The sequence below is a fragment of the Neobacillus vireti genome (assembly GCF_036962345.1).
Lineage (GTDB): Bacteria > Bacillota > Bacilli > Bacillales > Cytobacillaceae > Neobacillus > Neobacillus vireti_A.
The window spans coordinates 430,801-449,678 of the sequence record NZ_JBALNB010000007.1; the positions used below are offsets into that span (position 1 = coordinate 430,801).

Genomic DNA, 18,878 nt, shown 5'->3' on the forward strand with positions numbered 1-18,878 from the left:
ACACTTGCTTATCTTGTAAAAGAGTTAGCCCGACTATAGGCTTTTCTTTTTGGCTAAGTTTTAAGAACAGCGAGGTGTTTGTGTTGAAAAGTGTAAGGCTTGATCATGTTAGTAAAATGTTTGGAACCTCCATTGGGGTAGAAAACGTTGATATTGATGTCAAACCTGGAGAGTTTTTTACCTTTTTAGGTCCATCAGGATGTGGAAAAACAACGACATTACGGATGATTGCGGGATTCTATTATCCGTCAAAAGGGAAGATCCTTTTTGACAACAAGGACGTCACTACCCTGCAGCCGAACAAAAGGAATATTGGAATGGTCTTTCAAAACTATGCCCTTTTTCCTCATATGACGGTCTTTGAAAATATTGCATTTGGTCTTGAAGTTCGTAAAATGTCAAAAGCGGTGATAAAAGAAAAAGTCGAACGTGCCCAAAGGCTGGTTCATCTCGAAAAATATGGATCTCGTAAAATAAACGAGCTTTCAGGTGGTCAACAGCAGCGTGTAGCTTTAGCCCGCGCTCTCGTGATTGAGCCGGATATTCTACTGCTTGATGAACCACTGTCCAATTTAGATGCAAAATTGCGTGAGGAAACGAGATTAGAGATTAAGAGACTTCAAGTTGAATTAGGTGTTACAACCATTTATGTTACCCATGATCAGACAGAAGCGATGACAATGTCAGATCGAATCATGGTCATGAAAGAAGGGGTCGTTCAACAAATTGGAACACCACAAGAAATTTATAACCAGCCTGTCAATCATTTTGTTGCTTCCTTTATCGGAGAATCAAATATCCTTGAAGCGGAAGTCGTTGAAGTAAAAGCTGACGCAGTCAAGATTAAGTTGGATGAGAATATCTTCTTACAAGGCAGTATGTCACAATCTGCAAATGGGAAAAAGCTAGACGCAGGAGAATCTATTAAAGTTTCGATTCGTCCTGAAGCTGTATATGAAGGTACCGGTCCGAATCAGGTGACAGGCACTATTCAACTCGTTGAATTTACTGGGGTGAGTATCAATTATGTGCTTAAAATAGGCCCTAATATTATGAAGGTCATGATAATTAATAAAGGCAATGAAATCCTTAAGCGCGGTGATTCGATTACGCTTCACATACCTGAAAAAGGAATCTACTTAATCGGAGAATAGAGGTGATAGAATGAGTGCGAATCAAACTACGGCCGTACAGGAAAGCTGGTGGGCGCAGCTTATACGTTCTAAATATTTTATTTATGTGTTAATTTCACCGCTTTTTTTAGTTCTTTTAGCGTATGTGATTTATCCGTTTTACCAAACCTTTCTTCAAAGTGTAGTGGGCGAAGAAGGGACCACTCTCGAAAATTACCAGCGTTTTTTTGGGTTAACAAGTACAGCCAACCTTGAAGCGCTTTGGACAAGTGTATATATTTCAGTCATTAGTGTCATTACCTGTGCCATTGTTGGTGTTACTATGGCGTTTTTATTGGAAAGATATGAGTTTCCAGGAAGAAAACTTCTTTCTGTGTTAATTCTGGTACCAATGGCATTGCCGCCACTCGTAGGAGTGTTATCTTTTACCTTTCTTTATGGAGAAAGCGGGATCATCCCACGGGCTTTTCAGGTATTATTTGACCTTGAAAAAGTACCGTTCTCATTAAAAGGTGTTATGGGTGTTATCGTCGTTCATACCTTTACCATGTACACATACTTTTATTTAACGGCAGCAGCAGCAATTAAAGGCCTGGACCCTTCCTTAGAGGAAGCAGCAACAAGCCTAGGGTCGGGAAGAATACGTATTTGGTTAAAGGTCATCCTTCCAATGTTAACTCCAGCGTTAATCGCAGCTTCCTTATTGGTATTTATGATTTCAATGGCGTCTTACACAGCACCATTGATGTTTGGTGTGGAACGGACCATGACGATGCAAATCTATTTATCTCGTACAAATGGTAGTCTCGATATGGCAGCCACACAATCTACCATTCTATCGATTGTATCAATTAGTTTCTTAATTTTAATGAGATGGTACCAAGGAAGACGGAACTACCAAAACCAAAGTAAAGGGATTAGTGTTCATCGCACCGAATTACGTTCTCAATTTGCAAAGTACCTATCGATGCTTCTTTCATTTATTGGGGTTATTATTTTAATGCTTCCGATCCTTGTTCTTGTCCTGATTTCATTTTCAGTTGATGGCGAATGGACGGTTCAGGTAATCCCAACGGCATATACCTTTCAGCACTATATTGATCTGTTTACCGATGAACGAACGTGGCGTCCAATCTGGAACAGCTTACAGATGAGCTTTGTGGCAACAGCCGGAAATATTTTGTTTGGTGTGGCGGCAGCTTATGCCATGGTCCGGACAAAGTTTAAAGGAAAAGCTTTACTGGATATCTTAATCATGGTTCCATGGGCACTGCCTGGTACAGTTGTAGCCGTTAACTTAATCGCTGCCTTCAGCGAACCAAGTGTATTCAGCTTTAATCAAGTGTTAATTGGGACGTTCTGGATTTTACCATTAGCGTATTTCGTCCGACATTTACCGCTTATTTTCCGATCTACTTCTGCGGCGTTAATGCAAATGGATGAATCCGTAGAGGAGGCTGCTCGAAGCTTAGGAGCGAATTGGTGGTATACATTCAGAAGGGTCGTTGTTCCAATGGCATTCTCAGGTATTCTTGCAGGAACCTTGCTGGCATTGGTTCAAGGGATAGGTGAATTTGTAGCCTCCATCTTAATTTATAGTACGTCAACCATGCCGGTATCTGTAGCGATATTCCAAAAAATGTATGCTTTCCAATTCGGAACTGCCTGTGCCTATGGTGTACTACAAATCATTTTAATTATTACCGTTCTGTTTGTTTCACAAAAGATCACGGATGGAAAGGCAGGTTCTGCCATTTAAGGAGGAGACCCGAGTTGAACGCAAGCGACATTCATGGAAGAGACCTAAAAACGCTAGAGCAGGCAGCTTTTGCAGTTGTTCCGTTAGGTAGCTTTGAATACCACGGACCGCATTCTCCTTTAGGAACAGATATTGTATTAGCAGATGGGTTTGCCAAGGTAATAGACCCAAGCTTAGGTGGTGTGGTGTTCCCTACCGTTCCTTATACAGCCTGTCCGGGTAAAACAAATAAATATAAAGGAACCATTTCCATTCGCCCAAACATAATTCAAGAATACTTGATTGATATAGCGGTGGGAATAATTGAGCAAGGGATCAAGAAAATTATTCTCTTAAATGCTCATGACGGGAATATGGGTGTTTCTAGAACAGTAGCAGAATATGTTACGGGTAAGTATACAGATGCCAGCTTCTTGCTTGTAAACTGGTGGCAAATGGTCGATATCAATGCGGCAGTGGATATCGGCTTTAAAGGAACGAAAGGCAGAGGACATGGTGGACCATACGAAATGTCTGCGGTTAAAGCGTTTCGTCCGGATTTGGTCCATGTTGACACAGACGATGAAGAATTTAAAGAGGTGCCGCCGCTTTCATCCTATCCATATATTCTTGTAGAAGGTACTCCAAAGGCATGGGATGGTTATACAGGACTCATTCAACAAACCTCCTATGAAAAAGGGAAGAAAATCGTCGAAAAAGCAACCGCAAATATGAATGAGTTAATTAAAAACTGGCTTGAAAATTAATCGACAGAAGGGATGGACCTAAGTGAAAACCTCACTGAGAGACCAAATCATAAAGAAGGAAGGCACCAGTTTTCCTTCTAAAACCTATACATCCATGGTACTCGAACCAGCCTATGATGAAGCGAAACAACAATTTATTGACTCGATGGTTGAGATTCATAAAGCCCATTTAATTATGCTGGTTGAACAAGGGCTGGTTGGAAAAGAAGTAGCGCGGAAAATTGCCAAAGCAGTAGCCAGCTTGGATGCCGAAGAGATTAAAAACAGAAGATACACAGGTGAATTTGAAGATTTATTTTTTGAAGTCGAGCATGCTTTAATTGAAGAAGCGGGTGATATTGCAGGAAATCTCCATATTGCCAGAAGCCGAAATGATATGGGAATTGCGATTTACCGTATGACACTTAGGAAAAAGCTTTTAATATTAGTGGAAAAGGCATTAAAACTTCGCGAAGCACTGATCGAATTGACGGACGAACACAAAGAAACGGTGATGATTGGCTATACCCATACCCAACAAGCGCAGCCTACTACGCTGGCTCATTACTTAAATGCAATGACGGATATGCTTACACGCGATATCTCGAGACTGCAGGCAGCTTATAAAACGGTTAATCGCAGCAGCATGGGAGCAGCGGCGCTAACCACTTCAGGATTTGGGATTAGTCGTGAGCGGATGAAAGAGCTGCTTGGATTTGAAGAGATTATTGATAATGCTTGGGATGCAGTTGCAGGTGCTGATTATATTGCAGAAACGGCAACGGCTGTTCAGTTGTCATCCCTAAATTTAGGCAGATCGATTCAAGACTTCCTATTATGGGGTACACAGGAGTACGGCGCATTCCTTTTATCTGCACCGTATGTTCAAATCAGCTCGATTATGCCGCAAAAACGTAACCCTGTTTCCATTGAGCATATGAGAGGCCTTTTGTCGAGTGTAGCAGGAGATTGCCAAACCGTCTTGCTTATGCTCCATAATACACCATTTGGCGATATTGTAGATACTGAAGATGATATGCAGCCGTATATCTGGAAAGCAATTGAAAAATTAGGCGGCATTTATAATTTATTAACGTGTGTTTTACTTACTATGGAAGTAAATAAAGAAACCCTTCTAAAAAGAGCGAAGGAAAGCTTTGCAAACGTTACGGAATTGGCAGACACCCTTGTACGAAAGGATGGACTATCCTTCCGTCAGGCGCACCATGTTGTAAGTGCAACGGTTAAGGAGCTTTTGCAGGGTGGAAAAACGACATTAGAATCTTTAACGTTGAAGATTTTAAATATACAATCTAAAAAGGTAGTTGGAAAAGAAACTGTTCTAACAGAAGAAGAGCTAAAACAATGCTTGAGCCCTAAATATTTCGTTCAAATCCGAGATCTCGAAGGTGGTCCTAGCCCGAGCAGAATGGAAAAAACCATTCAAATACGATTAAATGAACAGAATCAATTGGCCAGCTGGTTAAATGAAAAACAAGAGCATCTTTCGACAGCCACCACTGTGGTTTACGAAATTATCACGGAATGGACTGGAGAGAATGAATAGGATATCCATCGAACTGCTAGCGGTCGATGGGGGAGGAACAAAAACGCGGGCTGTCCTTGTCGAAGGTGATGGAACCATCCTTGGGGAAGGGAATGCTGGGGCTTCTAATTATCAGGTAATAGGGGCAGAAGGATCTGAAGAAGCTTTAATAAAAGCTATTTTAGCTGCCTTTATGAACGCTGGGATTGAAACTTGTAGTAAGGTGAATGTGGAAAAGCTGTATTTGCTTTAGCCGGAATTGATACATTGAAGGATGAAAAAGTAGTTGCAGGAATTGTTAAGCGGGTAGTAATGAATTTGTCTATCGAGATTCGTAGTTTACAAGTAGAAAATGATTGTCTTTCCGCCTTATTGGGGCTACTGAAAACAAAGCCGGTGTTTTATTAATCGCTGGAACTGGTTCGATTGTGTTTGCACATGATGGCAACAATCGAATCATTCGTTCTGGAGGCTGGGGTCACCGTGTCGGTGATGAAGGAAGCCGCTATTGGATTAGTAAACAAGCTATTGCTTCTGTTCTCAGAATGGTGGATGGCCGTGGAGACGAAACACTTTTATCCAAATTGATATTAAAGAAGTTTAATTTTAATTCAATTGAAGATCTTTATAATTGGACCTATAGTGATGATTATTCTGTTGATTAGGAACCCTTGCGGCTGTAGTGGATGAGGCTTTTCGATTAGGAGACCCAGTAAGTAAACGCATCTTAGATGCCGCAGTGGATGAACTACTGCTCCTTATTGAAACAGCGATTGGAAAAGCTGATATCCAGCAGGACGAATTTGACATGATTTTTCAAGGTGGTGTTTTCCATTACAATCACTACATTAGAAATCAGGTTTGCCAAAGGATCCAACAAAGTAAGTCAAAAGTGAATATTAAAACCACCATCGAAGAACCGATTCGTAACATCATTAGACGCGGCTTGGTATTAAAATAACTTTCGAAATTCTAAAACATTCGCAAACGAAGTTTGTGGGTGTTTTTTATTTTAAGTAAAAGGATAAAGGTGGTAGAATTTATATTTAAGAACACAATACCCTGATACAGTAGAACTTTATAAATGGAAGAAGTGACACCTTGATGAAAAAACAGGAGAGCGGCTATCGATGGGTCGTATTTGGTACGGCCTTATTCGCTTACTTTTTAATCGTAAGCCAAAGAACAGCTCCCGGACTTATTACTGACCAATTAATGAATGAGTTTCACGTTTCAGCTTCCCTCATAGGCCTTATAACTAGTATTCAATTTTTAGCCTATGCAGGTTTTCAAATTCCGGCGGGTCTATTATCTGACCGTTATGGTCCCAATCATTTTCTGATTTTCGGCACACTTCTAACTGGGCTGGGAAGCCTGCTCTATAGTGTTGCACCAAATGAATATGTATTGATTTTATCTCGACTTTTAGTTGGCACAGGAGATGCAACTATTTTTGTCAATCTAATTTTAATCTTAAATCAGTGGTTTAAGGCAAATGAATTTATAAAATTGTTAGGACTGATTTCTCTCGCTGGGGGACTCGGTTCACTTGCAGCTACGCTTCCTTTTTCCATCTGGATTTCACTTTCAGGCTGGAGAACGACATTCCTTAGCATTGGAGTTATTTTAGTGATAACATCCTATCTTCTCTATACCGTTCTCGTTTCAAAGCCTAAAACAATCTTTAAAGAAGATTTCGAAGGAAAAAAGAGGCCTGTTAGAGACCGGGAAAATGTATGGTTGACCCTCCGCAGAATCTTTTCTACTCGTCAAGCTTGGGCAACCTTTCTCTGTCATTTTGGGTTGGTAGGTACCTATATCGGATTTATTGGATCCTGGGGAGTTCCATATGGAATTCACGTATTGGGACTTTCACTTTCAGAGTCAAGTCAGTTGATCATGTTTGGTCTGTTTGGTGTCATGATGGGGGGCTTATCCATCGGCTGGGTTACAAGTTTACTGAATTCGAATAAAAAAATATACACCCTTGTCCATATTATTGTGTTGATAAGCTGGATGGTCCTGTTTTTATTCGGCGAGAAACCTCCTTATATTGCGGTGATGGTTCTGTTCGTCATCATAGGTTTTTGCAGTGGAGCAAGCTCGTTAACTTTCGCAATCGTAAGAGAATCCTTCCCTATCAAAGAAGTGGGGGTTGTGACAGGATTTTCTAATATGGGTGGATTTTTAAGTGCTGTTTTATTGCCGATTGTTTTCGGATATGTACTTGATCTATTTCCTAAAGATTCAATCCACATTGGCTATCATTATGGATTTATCATCTCTATTCTATTTTCGTTGATGGGACTTATAGGGGTCCGATTAATTAAAGAGGAAAAAGTCAATAAAGCCGTTTTAAGTACTTCTTAATCTTCATGTCCTCCTATAAAATTTTACTTTTAAACACCCGCAAGGTAGGTAAATCAATACCTTGGGGTGTTTTTATGTATTCCCAAAATGAAAAAGACATTTTCAAAAGTGATTTCAATTAGGAATCACCAAGGAAATGTCTTTTTGGTTATTAGTATAGAATGATCACTCATTTACTGGAGGAACCCAAAGCTGTGACCAGTTTTCAATTTCTCTCAAAACCGTTTCAAGTGAATGTCCTTTTTCGGTTAATGAATATTCAATGACTACAGGGGTTTCCGGGATAACCTTCCGTTTAACAACTTCTTGGTGCTCTAAATCCTTTAACCGCTCCGACAGGACTTTTCCACTTATACCAATCGCTGTTTGAATTTCGCTAAACCGTTGCGGACCTGATAATAATTGATATATCACTAATGCTGTCCATCGTTGACTTAAAAGCGAAATGGCTTTTTCGAATCTTGGACAAATTGTTGGCTGCTTCATAGTAATAACACCTCTTCATATATAGTATACCACAAAATTGCAAATTAAGATTACAAAAATAAACATAGTTACTTGACAAAAACTAATTACTCTAATAAAGTTAGTTACATAAAGTAACTATAAAAAATATTCAACATGAAAAATGACTCTTGGGGGTATATGAATGGGATTTCACACTAAACCAACTACATTTGTTGGGCATGTTAAAATCAAGGTGGAAAATTTACAGCGTTCTCTAACTTTTTATCAAGATGTTTTGGGTTTTGATATTTTAGAACAAACGGCTGCTACAGCAAAACTAACAAGCGATGGTAAAACAAGTATTTTGTCTTTGGAACAACCTGAAAATGTAATTCCGAAAAAAGGAAGAACAACAGGTTTATATCATTTTGCGATCCTTTTACCAAAAAGATCAGATTTAGCCAATATTGTCATTCACTTGGTGAATAAAGGGATAAAATTTGGCTCTTCGGATCATCTTGTAAGTGAGGCATTGTATTTAAATGATCCGGATGGAAATGGTATTGAAATATATATTGATCGGGATCCTTCAGAATGGAGCTGGAAGGGTACTGAAGTGGCGATGACAGTAGATCCGCTTGATTTTAAAAATCTACTAACTACTGTGATTCAAGGAACAACTTGGAATGGAATGCCGGCAGGAACCGTAATGGGGCATATTCATTTACATGTTTCTGAATTAAATAAAACAGAAGAATTTTATGTAAATGGACTTGGATTTGATGTTGTTAATCGATACGGTGCGCAGGCGCTTTTCATTTCAACTGGAAAGTATCATCATCACATTGGACTCAATACTTGGAATGGAATAGGGGCACCAGCACCGGCGAAAAATAGTGTAGGACTAGAGTCTTTCACACTCATTTTGCCAAACGAAGAAGCACGTAAACAAATAATAAGGAATTTACGACAGATTGGTGCGAATGTTATGGAAGAAAACAATACATTTGTAACGCATGATCCTTCTGGAAATCGAGTGGAGTTAGCCATATAAGATAGGAGGTATCTCATTGTCAACGATTGAAAATAACGGTATAGAAATAGGTATCTACACACTTGCAGATATTGGTCCGGATCCGCTAACGGGAAAATCGATTACAGCGCAGCAGCGAGTAAAAGAGATCATTGAAGCAGCAAGGCTTGCGGATGAAGCTGGTTTGGATATTTTTGGTGTAGGAGAACATCATCGGTTAGATTATGCCGTCTCATCCCCAGCGGTTATATTGGCTGCCATTGCTCAAGCAACCGAGCGTATTCGATTAACCAGTACAACAAGTGTGTTAAGTACGCTTGATCCTGTTCGCTTATTCGAGGATTTTGCCTCCTTGGATTTGATTTCTAATGGAAGAGCAGAAATCCTAGCTGGCCGAGGTGCGTTTATTGAATCATTCCCTCTTTTTGGGTATAGCACAAATGATTATGATGAGCTTTTTACCGAACATATGGATTTGCTTCTCCAACTTAATAGAAATGAGAGGGTCACCTGGTCGGGGGATTATCGTCCTGCTTTAAGGAATGCGGAAATTTCACCACGTCCGGTGCAAGAGCAAATGCCGATTTGGATTGGTGTTGGCGGGACCCCTGAAAGTGCCGTTCGTGCCGGAAGATTCGGGGTAGGCATGGCGCTTGCCATTCTAGGTGGAGATCCCGTACGGTTCAAGCCGCTTGTTGATATTTACCGTAAAGCCGGGTTGGAAGCAGGCCATTCACCAGAAGACTTAAAAGTCGGTGTAACAGGGCATACTTTTCTTGCTAACACGACACAGCAAGCTAAAGACGAATTCTTTCCTTACTATTCAAATTATTGGTACTATGTGAATCGCCAAAGAGGGATGGGGACTAGGATGTCAAGGGATGATTTCGAGCATATGGCAAGTCCAAATACAGCACTGTTTGTAGGAAGCCCGCAGCAAATTGTCGAAAAGATTCTTAGACAGCACGAGCTTTTTGGTCACACACGTTTCCTAGCGCAAGTGGATATAGGCGGACTACCTTTTAATAAAGTAGTCAAAAACATTGAATTATTAGCAACTGAGGTTGCCCCAGTGGTTAAAAAGGCAACAAGTAAATAATGAACAGGAGGAATTGAGGATGAATATCGCAGTGATAGGAGCAAGTGGAAAAGCAGGAAGTCTGATTTTGGAAGAAGCTGTAAGCAGGGGGCATCAAGTAACAGCCGTCGTAAGAGATCCGTCTAAGCTTCAAGATAAAAGTGCAGCAGTCATTGAGAAGAATGTGTTCGAATTAACAACGAATGATTTAAATGCATTTGACGTTGTTATAAACGCCTTTGGTGCTCCGCTTGGAGAAGAACAGGCACATGTGGATGCAGGTCATGCGTTAATTGAGGCACTAAAAGGAACGAGTACCAAATTAATCGTTGTTGGCGGAGCAGGAAGTCTCTTTGTCGATGAGAACAAAACGGTACGTTTAATTGACACTCCTGAATTCCCGGATTTTGTTAAACCAACAGCTATGGGTCAAGGAAGAAATCTGCAAGAATTACAGGAAACAGCTGACTTAACATGGACTTTTATTAGCCCTTCTGCTGTATTTAATCCTGAAGGGAAAAGAACAGGATATTATCAGTCAGGGAAAGATCACCTTCTCGTTAATTCAAAAGGTGACAGTTATATTAGTTATGCAGACTTTGCAATTGCAGTAATAGATGAAGTCGAAAATCCTAAGCATGTTAATGAAAGATTTACAGTCGTTGGGGAAGCGGAATAAAAAGTGGTTCAAAAATTATCTTTAAGCGTTCCAGGTATTTAATATATTCTTTTAATTAAAATGTAAAGCTGCCCTTGGGGCGGCTTTCTTTATTCCATATTTTTGAAAATCGATTGTCTTAATTCAATAAATTTAATAAATGTTCAAAAAATTGTAATATTTAACTTATGATAACTTAAACAACTTTAGTATAATAGGAATATAGAAAGGTGGAACAGCAAATGAGAAAACGTAATATAAGTTTTAAGAAATTAGTAGATGACAATAAACAGGAAATTAAACGTGACGAAAAAGCAATGGAGAGAATCGAGGCGAAAATTGATAAGAAACATTCGAAATGATATCTATTTCCTGAATAGTCATTAGCAAAAGAGCAACCCTATCATAAAAAAGGTTGCTCTTTTGTGTGCTTATACGAAAAAAGTAAAATTACTATTAAATCAAAAATGAAGAATTGTTTAGCTTTTATTGTTATACTCAAAACATAGTAAAGCTAAGTGGAGTTGTGTAACCTATGAATTTTATTAAGAAGCTTTTTGCGAAAGAAAGAAAGTTGAAAATTGATTTTTGTGAAAAAAATCTAGATCGATTTCTATCAGACGATTTACAAAATGAATACAGCAGCTTTTTTAGTAAAAAAAATATCGAATTTAAAGAATACCATTGTCAGAGCAGATGTGAGGAATGCAAATTAACTCCCTATGCGATTGTTAATGGAGAATTTATTACAGCAACCGATTCACAAGAATTATTGAAAAAATTTAAACAACTTGAAGTAGAGAAAAAGTAGTTTACAACTCGTGTGAAGGTTGTTATAATATTTCATGTACTAATTCATTGGGGAATTAAATGGAGCCAATTTGCGGGTGTAGTTTAGTGGTAAAACCACAGCCTTCCAAGCTGTTGTTGTGGGTTCGATTCCCATCACCCGCTCCAATTCATCTACATGGGCCTATAGCTCAGCTGGTTAGAGCGCACGCCTGATAAGCGTGAGGTCGATGGTTCGAGTCCATTTAGGCCCACTTCATAAATATTGATACATAAACCGAACTTTAAAAAGTTCGGTTTTTTTGCGTGTTTATGAGGAAAATATAGTGAAAAGCTAAATGGAGGAGGTGACTTCATGCCTGAGCTTCCAGAGATGGAAAATTATCGACGATTATTAAATCAAAAAATTGCTGGTCAAATGATTACAGAAGTAGAAATAAATCGAGACAAATCAGTAAATGTCGATCCCAATCATTTTATTCGTGCGGTCGCCAATCAGAGGGTTGTTACTGTTGATCGAAGAGGGAAGCATTTATTATTTCATTTAGATAATAAACAAGTTTTGTTGCTTCATTTAATGCTTGGCGGCTGGATGTATTTTGGTACCGAGGAAGACAAACCGGAAAGGACAATTCAGGTTCGCTTATCGTTCGGTCAGTACCATCTTTATTTTATCGGATTGCGGCTTGGTTATTTGCATTTACATAATGAACAGACTGTTCAAAAGGAGCTTGCTGATTTAGGTCCTGAACCATTAGAACCATCATTCACGGTGCAGGAATTTTTAAATCTTCTTGGTGAAAGAAGAAGTAAAATAAAAACAAAACTGCTTGATCAGGAGTTTATTGCAGGGATTGGGAACTGCTATTCAGACGAAATCTGTTATCACGCAGGAATTAAAACAAAACGGAGTATTGAAGATATAGGTGAACCTGAACGAATCCAGCTCTACCATTCGATGAGGCATGTTCTCTTAAATGCGTTAAAGCTCGGCGGTTACATGGATAATCCACTTTTTCAAGGAGACAACCTTACTGGCGGCTACACTAATCGCTGTCTGGTTTATGACCGAGAAGGAGACAAATGCAATCGATGTGGAGGTACGATCATCAAAGAAATGATTTCTTCGCGAAAAACCTTTTTTTGTTCAAATTGTCAAAAATAAAAAAAACCCTATCGCTGAGATAGGGTTTTTTTTGAAGAATTTGATTATTTGTCAAAAATATGTTGAACAAATAGTATCGCATAGTGTATAAATGTAATATACTAATTATAAATAAGTATAGCACATTTATATTTTATTAATAAAATTATAGCATAAATAAAATCGAAAAGGGGGTAAATGTGATCAAACTGACGAAACGCCAAGACGAAATTCTGAGGATTGTGAAAGAAAACGGTCCTATTACGGGACAACAAATTGCAGAAAAGCTTTCTCTAACGAGGGCGGCATTAAGACCAGACTTAGCAATCTTAACAATGGCGGGAAATTTGGACGCCAGACCTCGGGTAGGTTATTTTTTTAATCATAATTATGAAGTAAAGCTTCAGGCAGAAAAATTCCTGCACCAAAAGGTTGTCAATTACAAAGCTCGTCCAATTGTTGTTGATAAATCTACCTCCGTATATGACGCAATCGTCCAATTATTTTTAGAAGATGTTGGAACACTGTATGCGGTTGATAGCAGTGGTTATCTAGCGGGGGTCATTTCTAGAAAGGATTTGCTGCGGACAGCGATTGGCAATCAGGATTTGCAAGAATTGCCATGCAGCGTCATCATGACGAGAATGCCTAACATCATCACAATCACATCTGAAGAAACATTGTTAGAAGCTGCTAATAAGATGATCACCAATCACATTGACTCCTTACCAGTTGTGAAAGAAATCAATCCTGGCAATCATACATATTTGTTGATTGGGAGAATTACAAAAACAACGATTACACGAGCATATCTAGAAATTATGGAGCAAAATTCGGTATAAAGGGGAGTGGCAGCGATTTTTGTAGAAAAAGAAGTTGTTTATGTGGTTTCAGACTCAGTTGGGGAAACGGCTGAGTTTGTAGTAAAAGCTGTAGCAACACAATTTAATGGTGGAAATGTTGAGATTCGCCGCAATTCCTATGTGGAGGATTTAGAGGATATTGAGGATATTATTCTTTTAGCTAAGAATGGAAAGGCGATTATCGCTTATACGATTGTCGTACCTTTTTTAAAAGAGTATTTAGATCGTCGTGCAGCAGAAGAAAACATTAACGCTGTGGATTTGCTTAGTCCATTAATAAATGCGTTCACGGCTAGTTTTAACAAAAAACCGCATCATCAGCCAGGTTTAATGAGAAAACTAGATGAAGAGTATTTTAGAAAAATAGAAGCGATCGAATTCGCAGTCAAGTATGACGACGGACGTGATCCGCGAGGAATCCTTAAGGCTGACATCGTTCTAATCGGAGTTTCGCGGACGTCGAAGACACCTTTATCGATGTATTTGGCACATAAACGCTTTAAGGTTGCGAATGTTCCGTTGGTTCCTGAGGTTCCAGCACCCGATGAACTGTTCGAAATTCCAAGAAAAAATTGTATTGGATTAATTATTTCGCCAAATAAATTAAATGAAATCCGTATTGAAAGACTGAAGGCATTAGGGTTGGGTTCCAAAGCAAGTTACGCAAGCTTCGAGAGAATTCTTGAAGAACTGGATTATGCTGAGAAAATCATGAAGCGAGTCGGCTGTCCAATTATCAATGTATCCAATAAAGCAATAGAAGAAACTGCAGGATTAATTTTAGAAGTGTTGAAAAAAGAGAGGAGCTTATAATGATGGAAAAGTTTGTTTACTTGTTTCATGAGGGTAATGGAAATATGAAAGAAACGCTTGGAGGAAAAGGAGCTAACCTTGCGGAAATGACACATATCGGGTTACCTGTTCCTTATGGTTTTACCATTTCGACGCAAGCATGTAATGCTTATTATGATGCGGGAAAAATGATTCCATCTTTAGTTGAATGTCAGGTACTAGGAGCATTAAGTACCCTTGAAGAAAAAATGGGGAAAAAGCTCGGGGACGCTAAAAATCCATTACTAGTATCAGTCCGTTCAGGCTCTGTATTTTCCATGCCGGGGATGATGGATACAGTCCTAAACCTGGGTATGAATGATGAAACGGTTATCGGGATGGGGAAATTAACCAACAATCCTCGCTTTGCCTATGACTCTTACCGTCGCTTTATTCAAATGTTTAGTAATGTGGTTCTTGATATTAACACTTTTTATTTTGAACAATTATTAGAAGAAACGCGTGAGCAAAAAGGTTATCATGCCGATCCAGAGATGACAGCAGAGGACTGGAAAGAAGTCATTGAAGGGTATAAGGGTATTGTTAAAAAGCATACACGAAAAGATTTTCCGCAGGATCCGAAGGAACAGTTATTTCTCGCCATTAACGCGGTGTTTGATTCTTGGAATAATCAGCGTGCCATTGTTTACCGCCGCTTAAATAAAATTCCTGATCACCTCGGTACAGCTGTAAATATTCAAAGCATGGTGTTCGGTAATATGGGTAACGATTCTGGTACTGGCGTCGCCTTTACGAGAAATCCTTCTACCGGCGAACATAAACTATACGGTGAATACCTAATCAATGCTCAGGGTGAAGATGTGGTCGCGGGAATTCGTACACCACAACCAATTCAAACCTTAAAAGACGAAATGCCTGCGGTTTTCAAGCAATTTACTGAAACATGCAGACGTCTTGAGCAGCATTATAAGGAAATGCAGGATATTGAATTTACCGTGGAACGTGGTCAATTATTTATTCTTCAAACACGTAATGGCAAGCGGACTGCGCAAGCTGCCATTCGAATTGCGGTGGAAATGGTCGAAGAGGGAATCATTGATAAAAAGACAGCGCTGCTTCGTGTGGACCCAGATCAATTAAATCAACTGCTTCACCGCCGAATTGATGATAAATATCAGCGGACATTATTAGCAAAAGGTCTGCCGGCATCACCTGGTGCGGCTACTGGTCAAGTTGTCTTTGATGCAGATGAAGCCGAGGAATTAGGGAATGCAGGTAAAAAGGTTATTCTTGTCAGACCTGAAACTACTCCTGATGATATTCATGGTATCGTTGCGGCGCAAGCAATTGTTACAAGCCGTGGAGGTATGACGAGCCATGCAGCTGTTGTCGCACGTGGTATGGGGAAAGCGTGTATTTGTGGGTGTGAGGCACTTAAGATTGACCTTAAAGCGAAACAATTTAAGGTTGACGAGCAGGTGATTAACTATGGCGATGTCATCACCATTGATGGTTCTACTGGTGAAATTATGCTTGGCGAAATTCCAATGATTGAACCACAGCTTTCTGATGAGTTCCAGTTGTTACTCGCTTGGGCAGACCAAGAACGAAAAATGGGTGTACGTGCCAATGCCGACAATCCAGAAGATGCTCAAAAAGCGTTTGAATTTGGTGCCGGCGGAATTGGATTATGTCGTACGGAGCATATGTTTATGGATTTGAAACGAATTCCAATTGTTCAAAAAATGATTCTGGCTGAGAAATATAACGAGCGTAAGGAAGCGCTGGATGAGCTGCTTCCAATGCAGCAAGGTGACTTTGAAGGAATTTTTGAAGCCATGCAAGGATTCCCAGTTACTATTCGTTTATTGGATCCGCCATTACATGAATTCTTACCAGATAAGGAAGAGTTGCTCGTCGAAGTAACAAAGCTGCAAATTCTTGACCCTGCTTCACCAGATTTAAAGAAAAAAGAATTACTGTTGAAAAAGATACGTCAATTGGATGAATTCAACCCAATGCTCGGTCACCGCGGCTGCCGACTAGGTATGGTTTACCCAGAAATTTATGAAATGCAAGCAAAAGCTATTTTCTATGCTGCTGCTAAACTAGCAGATAAGGGCTTGGAAGTTCAGCCTGAGATTATGATTCCTCTGGTAGGTCATGTAAATGAGTTAAAACAAATGCGTCAGCTTGTGATTGATGCAGCTGAAAAAGTGCAGGAAGAAACAGGAAAGCAGTTTGAATACACGATCGGAACGATGATTGAGATTCCACGAGCAGCCCTTACAGCTGACCAAATTGCCGAAGAAGCTGATTTCTTCTCGTTTGGTACAAATGATTTAACGCAAACAACATTCGGTTACAGCCGTGATGACGCAGAAGGGAAATTCCTTCAGAATTATATCGAAAACAAGGTACTAGCTGAGAATCCGTTTGCAGTCCTTGATCAAGATGGCGTTGGCAGATTAGTAGAAATGGGCGTAAAACTTGGCCGCGCGGCAAAGCCTGCATTAAAAACAGGTATCTGCGGCGAGCATGGCGGGGAAAAATCGTCTATTGATTTCTGCTACAAAACCGGACTGGATTATGTAAGCTGCTCACCATACCGAGTGCCGCTGGCAAGATTAGCCGCAGCACAAGCAACGATTCGCCATGAATTAAATAAGGAAGAAGTTTATACAACCGCATAATATAGATGGATACCACGGTATCCTAGCAAAACCGGCCCCTTTTGAGCAGGAGCCGGTTTTTGCTTTGATTTATAGTTTATTAGATGAATGAGAGATCGTGAACATGTAAAATGTAGGGAAGCGGTCACTTAGTGTGAAATCGCTCTTTTAAAAAGCTCCCTGAATTTCTCCTTATCCTCTGATGTAAATGGTTTGGGTCCCTTTGTACGCTTACCGCTTTTTCGAGCCATCGCACTCAAATAACGTGATTGTAATAATTGGTCAATGTTTTCATTTGTATAGGTATACCCGATATGGTGAAGAACAGTACATCCTTTAGCTAAGCCTAGTGAAGCAAGACCATAATCTTGTGTAATGATTATATCTCCTTTTTCTGCTAACTTCATAATCCGATAATCCGCAGCATCTGCTCCAGAATCAACATAAATGGTTTCCACTCCAGATGGTTGTTCCGCTGTTGAAAAGTGAGAAAAGCTTGTAACAAGGATAATTGGAATTTCAGCATTCGTGCCTTCAGAAATAATAATATCTTTTACTGGACAAGCATCTGCATCAACTAAAATTTTCATCTTTAATTCTCCAATAAATAAGTTTTAGTTGATGATAAAGGCAGGCGTAGTTTTTGTCAAACGATTAAGAGGCTTTGCCTGAAAACTATGTAGCAAATAATGAATCCTAATGAAGCTTTTAATTTGATAGTTTAGTTAGATACATATGGTAAAATGTGGTTAGTGATTCAATATAAGTTAGTATTATTTTGACCTTTTAATTACGAAACGGAGTTAAATTCTATAAAAAGGCTGGTGAAAAATGGGGCTAGTTCGATTAATTCTTGTCAGCGTTATCTTTTGGGTACTTGCCATCATTCTTGTTTTAATCTTAGGTATTACTTTTTCTATTTGGGGGATACAATTAAATGAGTTTGTAGAAAATGGATTGCAGATTATTATTATATTTTATGGAGTGAACAAGTTTGGTCTAAAAAAAGATAGTAAAAAAGATAACTATCATGACTTCCCTAGATTGTGAACCAATGTGGGGGAAGGATAAATTGTGTACCCATAACTTGCAATTATATAAATAAGTTTTAGAAAAACTAAAATGAAAGGTGTGAAATTAATTGACTTTTTATCGTTCTTTAACACCTTATTATGATGAAATTTTTCCTACTAATGTAAAAGCTCTTAACTTTTTAGTATCCAATTTAAAAAAGGGAGGATTATTGCTCGACGTTGGTGCAGGTACGGTAATATGGCACTCTTCTTGTCAAAAGAAGGATTTAACGTTACAGCCACGGAACCTGAGGAAACAATGGCTAATCAAATTCGTGAAAAAGTAACTGACCATCCCATTCATGTATTTACGAAAACCATGCAGCAAATAGGTGAATTTGAAGAAACTTTTGATGGTATTTATTGTATTGGAAATACGCTAGTTCATTTAAACAACTTAGAGGAAGTGAACGGATTTCTTCACCAAGTACACAGGAAATTGAATGATGATGGTGTTTTTATATGTCAAATTGTTATCTTTGAAAAAGTATTAAATCAACAAGATTTTGCATTTCCTATTATTCAAAAGGAAAATTTTAAATTTAAACGCCGATATGACATATCAGAAGATAAGGTTTTATTTACTACTGCAATAACTTCAAATGGACAATCTATTTCAAATACGACTTCTTTATGTCCTATTACGTCACAACAATTACTACCCATACTAAAAAATAGTGGGTTTCAAACAATCGAAACATATGGTGACTTTGAAAAAGGACCTTATTCAGCAAATTCACCCGCATTAATTGTTGTAGCAAGAAAATGAAGATTACAAATGTTGATTAAACGCTCC

21 protein-coding genes and 2 tRNA genes are annotated in these 18,878 nt (G+C 39.0%); 21 read left to right on the forward strand and 2 right to left on the reverse strand.

Annotated features, from left to right (window positions below; all coding sequences use genetic code 11):
* Window positions 1-83: 83 nt before the first annotated feature.
* The 8 genes from V7108_RS09565 (at window position 84) to V7108_RS09600 (ending at window position 7,533) form a co-directional block, all read left to right on the forward strand.
* Window positions 84-1,154 carry an ABC transporter ATP-binding protein gene (locus V7108_RS09565; protein ID WP_335568033.1) on the forward strand — a complete coding sequence of 357 codons (1,071 nt, stop codon included), beginning with the start codon at window positions 84-86 and terminating at the stop codon, window positions 1,152-1,154.
* 10 nt (window positions 1,155-1,164) lie between these two features.
* The gene (locus V7108_RS09570) at window positions 1,165-2,892 is read left to right on the forward strand and encodes an ABC transporter permease (RefSeq protein ID WP_335568034.1); all 1,728 of its coding nucleotides are present in this window, start codon (window positions 1,165-1,167) and stop codon (window positions 2,890-2,892) included.
* 14 nt (window positions 2,893-2,906) lie between these two features.
* Entirely contained in the window at window positions 2,907-3,638 is a 732-nt protein-coding gene (locus V7108_RS09575; RefSeq protein ID WP_335568035.1) for a creatininase family protein, read from the forward strand.
* A 22-nt stretch (window positions 3,639-3,660) separates the two neighbouring features.
* The gene (gene argH, locus V7108_RS09580; protein ID WP_335568036.1) at window positions 3,661-5,184 is read left to right on the forward strand and encodes an argininosuccinate lyase; all 1,524 of its coding nucleotides are present in this window, start codon (window positions 3,661-3,663) and stop codon (window positions 5,182-5,184) included.
* Window positions 5,177-5,416: a BadF/BadG/BcrA/BcrD ATPase family protein gene (locus V7108_RS09585; RefSeq protein WP_335568037.1), complete on the forward strand. Its 240-nt coding sequence runs from the start codon at window positions 5,177-5,179 to the stop codon at window positions 5,414-5,416. Before argH ends, V7108_RS09585 begins: the two co-directional genes overlap by 8 nt.
* A gap of 103 nt (window positions 5,417-5,519) precedes the next feature.
* Entirely contained in the window at window positions 5,520-5,828 is a 309-nt protein-coding gene (locus tag V7108_RS09590) for a BadF/BadG/BcrA/BcrD ATPase family protein (protein ID WP_335568038.1), read from the forward strand.
* A 17-nt stretch (window positions 5,829-5,845) separates the two neighbouring features.
* A complete protein-coding gene (locus tag V7108_RS09595) occupies window positions 5,846-6,124 on the forward strand; it encodes a hypothetical protein (protein WP_335568039.1) in 279 nt (92 codons plus the stop codon).
* A 143-nt stretch (window positions 6,125-6,267) separates the two neighbouring features.
* On the forward strand, window positions 6,268-7,533 hold the full coding sequence (locus V7108_RS09600) for an MFS transporter (RefSeq protein ID WP_335568040.1): 1,266 nt from the start codon (window positions 6,268-6,270) through the stop codon (window positions 7,531-7,533).
* 165 nt (window positions 7,534-7,698) lie between these two features.
* On the opposite strand, the gene V7108_RS09605 is transcribed toward V7108_RS09600, so the two are convergent.
* Entirely contained in the window at window positions 7,699-8,019 is a 321-nt protein-coding gene (locus tag V7108_RS09605) for a winged helix-turn-helix transcriptional regulator (protein WP_335510485.1), read from the reverse strand.
* A 163-nt stretch (window positions 8,020-8,182) separates the two neighbouring features.
* Here V7108_RS09605 and V7108_RS09610 point away from each other — a divergent pair, with 163 nt between their 5' ends.
* The 11 genes from V7108_RS09610 to ppdK all read left to right on the forward strand — a co-directional run bounded on the left by V7108_RS09610 (window position 8,183) and on the right by ppdK (window position 17,030).
* Window positions 8,183-9,034 carry a VOC family protein gene (locus V7108_RS09610; protein ID WP_335568041.1) on the forward strand — a complete coding sequence of 284 codons (852 nt, stop codon included), beginning with the start codon at window positions 8,183-8,185 and terminating at the stop codon, window positions 9,032-9,034.
* A gap of 16 nt (window positions 9,035-9,050) precedes the next feature.
* Window positions 9,051-10,112 carry an LLM class flavin-dependent oxidoreductase gene (locus tag V7108_RS09615; protein WP_335568042.1) on the forward strand — a complete coding sequence of 354 codons (1,062 nt, stop codon included), beginning with the start codon at window positions 9,051-9,053 and terminating at the stop codon, window positions 10,110-10,112.
* A 19-nt stretch (window positions 10,113-10,131) separates the two neighbouring features.
* On the forward strand, window positions 10,132-10,770 hold the full coding sequence (locus V7108_RS09620) for an NAD(P)-dependent oxidoreductase (RefSeq protein ID WP_335568043.1): 639 nt from the start codon (window positions 10,132-10,134) through the stop codon (window positions 10,768-10,770).
* 221 nt (window positions 10,771-10,991) lie between these two features.
* Window positions 10,992-11,111 (forward strand): FbpB family small basic protein, encoded by a 120-nt coding sequence (locus tag V7108_RS09625; protein WP_335510493.1) that lies wholly within the window; start codon window positions 10,992-10,994, stop codon window positions 11,109-11,111.
* A gap of 173 nt (window positions 11,112-11,284) precedes the next feature.
* Window positions 11,285-11,560: a DUF1450 domain-containing protein gene (locus V7108_RS09630; RefSeq protein WP_335568044.1), complete on the forward strand. Its 276-nt coding sequence runs from the start codon at window positions 11,285-11,287 to the stop codon at window positions 11,558-11,560.
* Between the two features lie 72 nt (window positions 11,561-11,632).
* Window positions 11,633-11,706, forward strand: a tRNA-Gly gene (locus V7108_RS09635).
* A 12-nt stretch (window positions 11,707-11,718) separates the two neighbouring features.
* Window positions 11,719-11,792, forward strand: a tRNA-Ile gene (locus V7108_RS09640).
* Window positions 11,793-11,893: 101 nt separating this feature from the next.
* Window positions 11,894-12,703 carry a bifunctional DNA-formamidopyrimidine glycosylase/DNA-(apurinic or apyrimidinic site) lyase gene (mutM, locus tag V7108_RS09645; protein WP_335568045.1) on the forward strand — a complete coding sequence of 270 codons (810 nt, stop codon included), beginning with the start codon at window positions 11,894-11,896 and terminating at the stop codon, window positions 12,701-12,703.
* A gap of 179 nt (window positions 12,704-12,882) precedes the next feature.
* Window positions 12,883-13,524, forward strand: coding sequence for a helix-turn-helix transcriptional regulator (locus V7108_RS09650; protein WP_335519677.1), 642 nt, complete (start codon window positions 12,883-12,885; stop codon window positions 13,522-13,524).
* A gap of 6 nt (window positions 13,525-13,530) precedes the next feature.
* Window positions 13,531-14,358 carry a pyruvate, water dikinase regulatory protein gene (locus V7108_RS09655; RefSeq protein WP_335519671.1) on the forward strand — a complete coding sequence of 276 codons (828 nt, stop codon included), beginning with the start codon at window positions 13,531-13,533 and terminating at the stop codon, window positions 14,356-14,358.
* A 2-nt stretch (window positions 14,359-14,360) separates the two neighbouring features.
* Window positions 14,361-17,030 (forward strand): pyruvate, phosphate dikinase, encoded by a 2,670-nt coding sequence (gene ppdK, locus V7108_RS09660; protein WP_335568046.1) that lies wholly within the window; start codon window positions 14,361-14,363, stop codon window positions 17,028-17,030.
* 128 nt (window positions 17,031-17,158) lie between these two features.
* Here the strand turns inward: ppdK and V7108_RS09665 are convergent, their stop codons facing one another.
* Window positions 17,159-17,599, reverse strand: a complete 441-nt coding sequence (locus V7108_RS09665) for a YaiI/YqxD family protein (RefSeq protein ID WP_335519674.1) — start codon at window positions 17,597-17,599, stop codon at window positions 17,159-17,161.
* Window positions 17,600-17,840: 241 nt separating this feature from the next.
* On the opposite strand from V7108_RS09665, the gene V7108_RS09670 reads away from it, so the two are divergent.
* Together V7108_RS09670 and V7108_RS09675 are read left to right on the forward strand one after the other, a co-directional pair.
* Window positions 17,841-18,059, forward strand: a complete 219-nt coding sequence (locus tag V7108_RS09670; protein WP_335568047.1) for a hypothetical protein — start codon at window positions 17,841-17,843, stop codon at window positions 18,057-18,059.
* Window positions 18,060-18,281: 222 nt separating this feature from the next.
* The gene (locus V7108_RS09675; RefSeq protein WP_335568048.1) at window positions 18,282-18,851 is read left to right on the forward strand and encodes a class I SAM-dependent methyltransferase; all 570 of its coding nucleotides are present in this window, start codon (window positions 18,282-18,284) and stop codon (window positions 18,849-18,851) included.
* Window positions 18,852-18,878: the final 27 nt, after the last annotated feature.

Excerpts from the sequence above, each read along its gene's own strand:
- V7108_RS09570 (WP_335568034.1), top strand. The coding sequence starts at position 1,165 with ATGAGTGCGAATCAAACTACGGCCGTACAGGAAAGCTGGTGGGCGCAG.
- V7108_RS09585 (WP_335568037.1), top strand. The coding sequence starts at position 5,177 with ATGAATAGGATATCCATCGAACTGCTAGCGGTCGATGGGGGAGGAACA.
- V7108_RS09600 (WP_335568040.1), top strand. The coding sequence starts at position 6,268 with ATGAAAAAACAGGAGAGCGGCTATCGATGGGTCGTATTTGGTACGGCC.
- V7108_RS09605 (WP_335510485.1), bottom strand. The coding sequence starts at position 8,019 with ATGAAGCAGCCAACAATTTGTCCAAGATTCGAAAAAGCCATTTCGCTT.
- V7108_RS09610 (WP_335568041.1), top strand. The coding sequence starts at position 8,183 with ATGGGATTTCACACTAAACCAACTACATTTGTTGGGCATGTTAAAATC.
- V7108_RS09620 (WP_335568043.1), top strand. The coding sequence starts at position 10,132 with ATGAATATCGCAGTGATAGGAGCAAGTGGAAAAGCAGGAAGTCTGATT.
- V7108_RS09625 (WP_335510493.1), top strand. The coding sequence starts at position 10,992 with ATGAGAAAACGTAATATAAGTTTTAAGAAATTAGTAGATGACAATAAA.
- V7108_RS09630 (WP_335568044.1), top strand. The coding sequence starts at position 11,285 with ATGAATTTTATTAAGAAGCTTTTTGCGAAAGAAAGAAAGTTGAAAATT.
- mutM (WP_335568045.1), top strand. The coding sequence starts at position 11,894 with ATGCCTGAGCTTCCAGAGATGGAAAATTATCGACGATTATTAAATCAA.
- ppdK (WP_335568046.1), top strand. The coding sequence starts at position 14,361 with ATGGAAAAGTTTGTTTACTTGTTTCATGAGGGTAATGGAAATATGAAA.
- V7108_RS09665 (WP_335519674.1), bottom strand. The coding sequence starts at position 17,599 with ATGAAAATTTTAGTTGATGCAGATGCTTGTCCAGTAAAAGATATTATT.
- V7108_RS09670 (WP_335568047.1), top strand. The coding sequence starts at position 17,841 with ATGGGGCTAGTTCGATTAATTCTTGTCAGCGTTATCTTTTGGGTACTT.
- V7108_RS09675 (WP_335568048.1), top strand. The coding sequence starts at position 18,282 with ATGGCACTCTTCTTGTCAAAAGAAGGATTTAACGTTACAGCCACGGAA.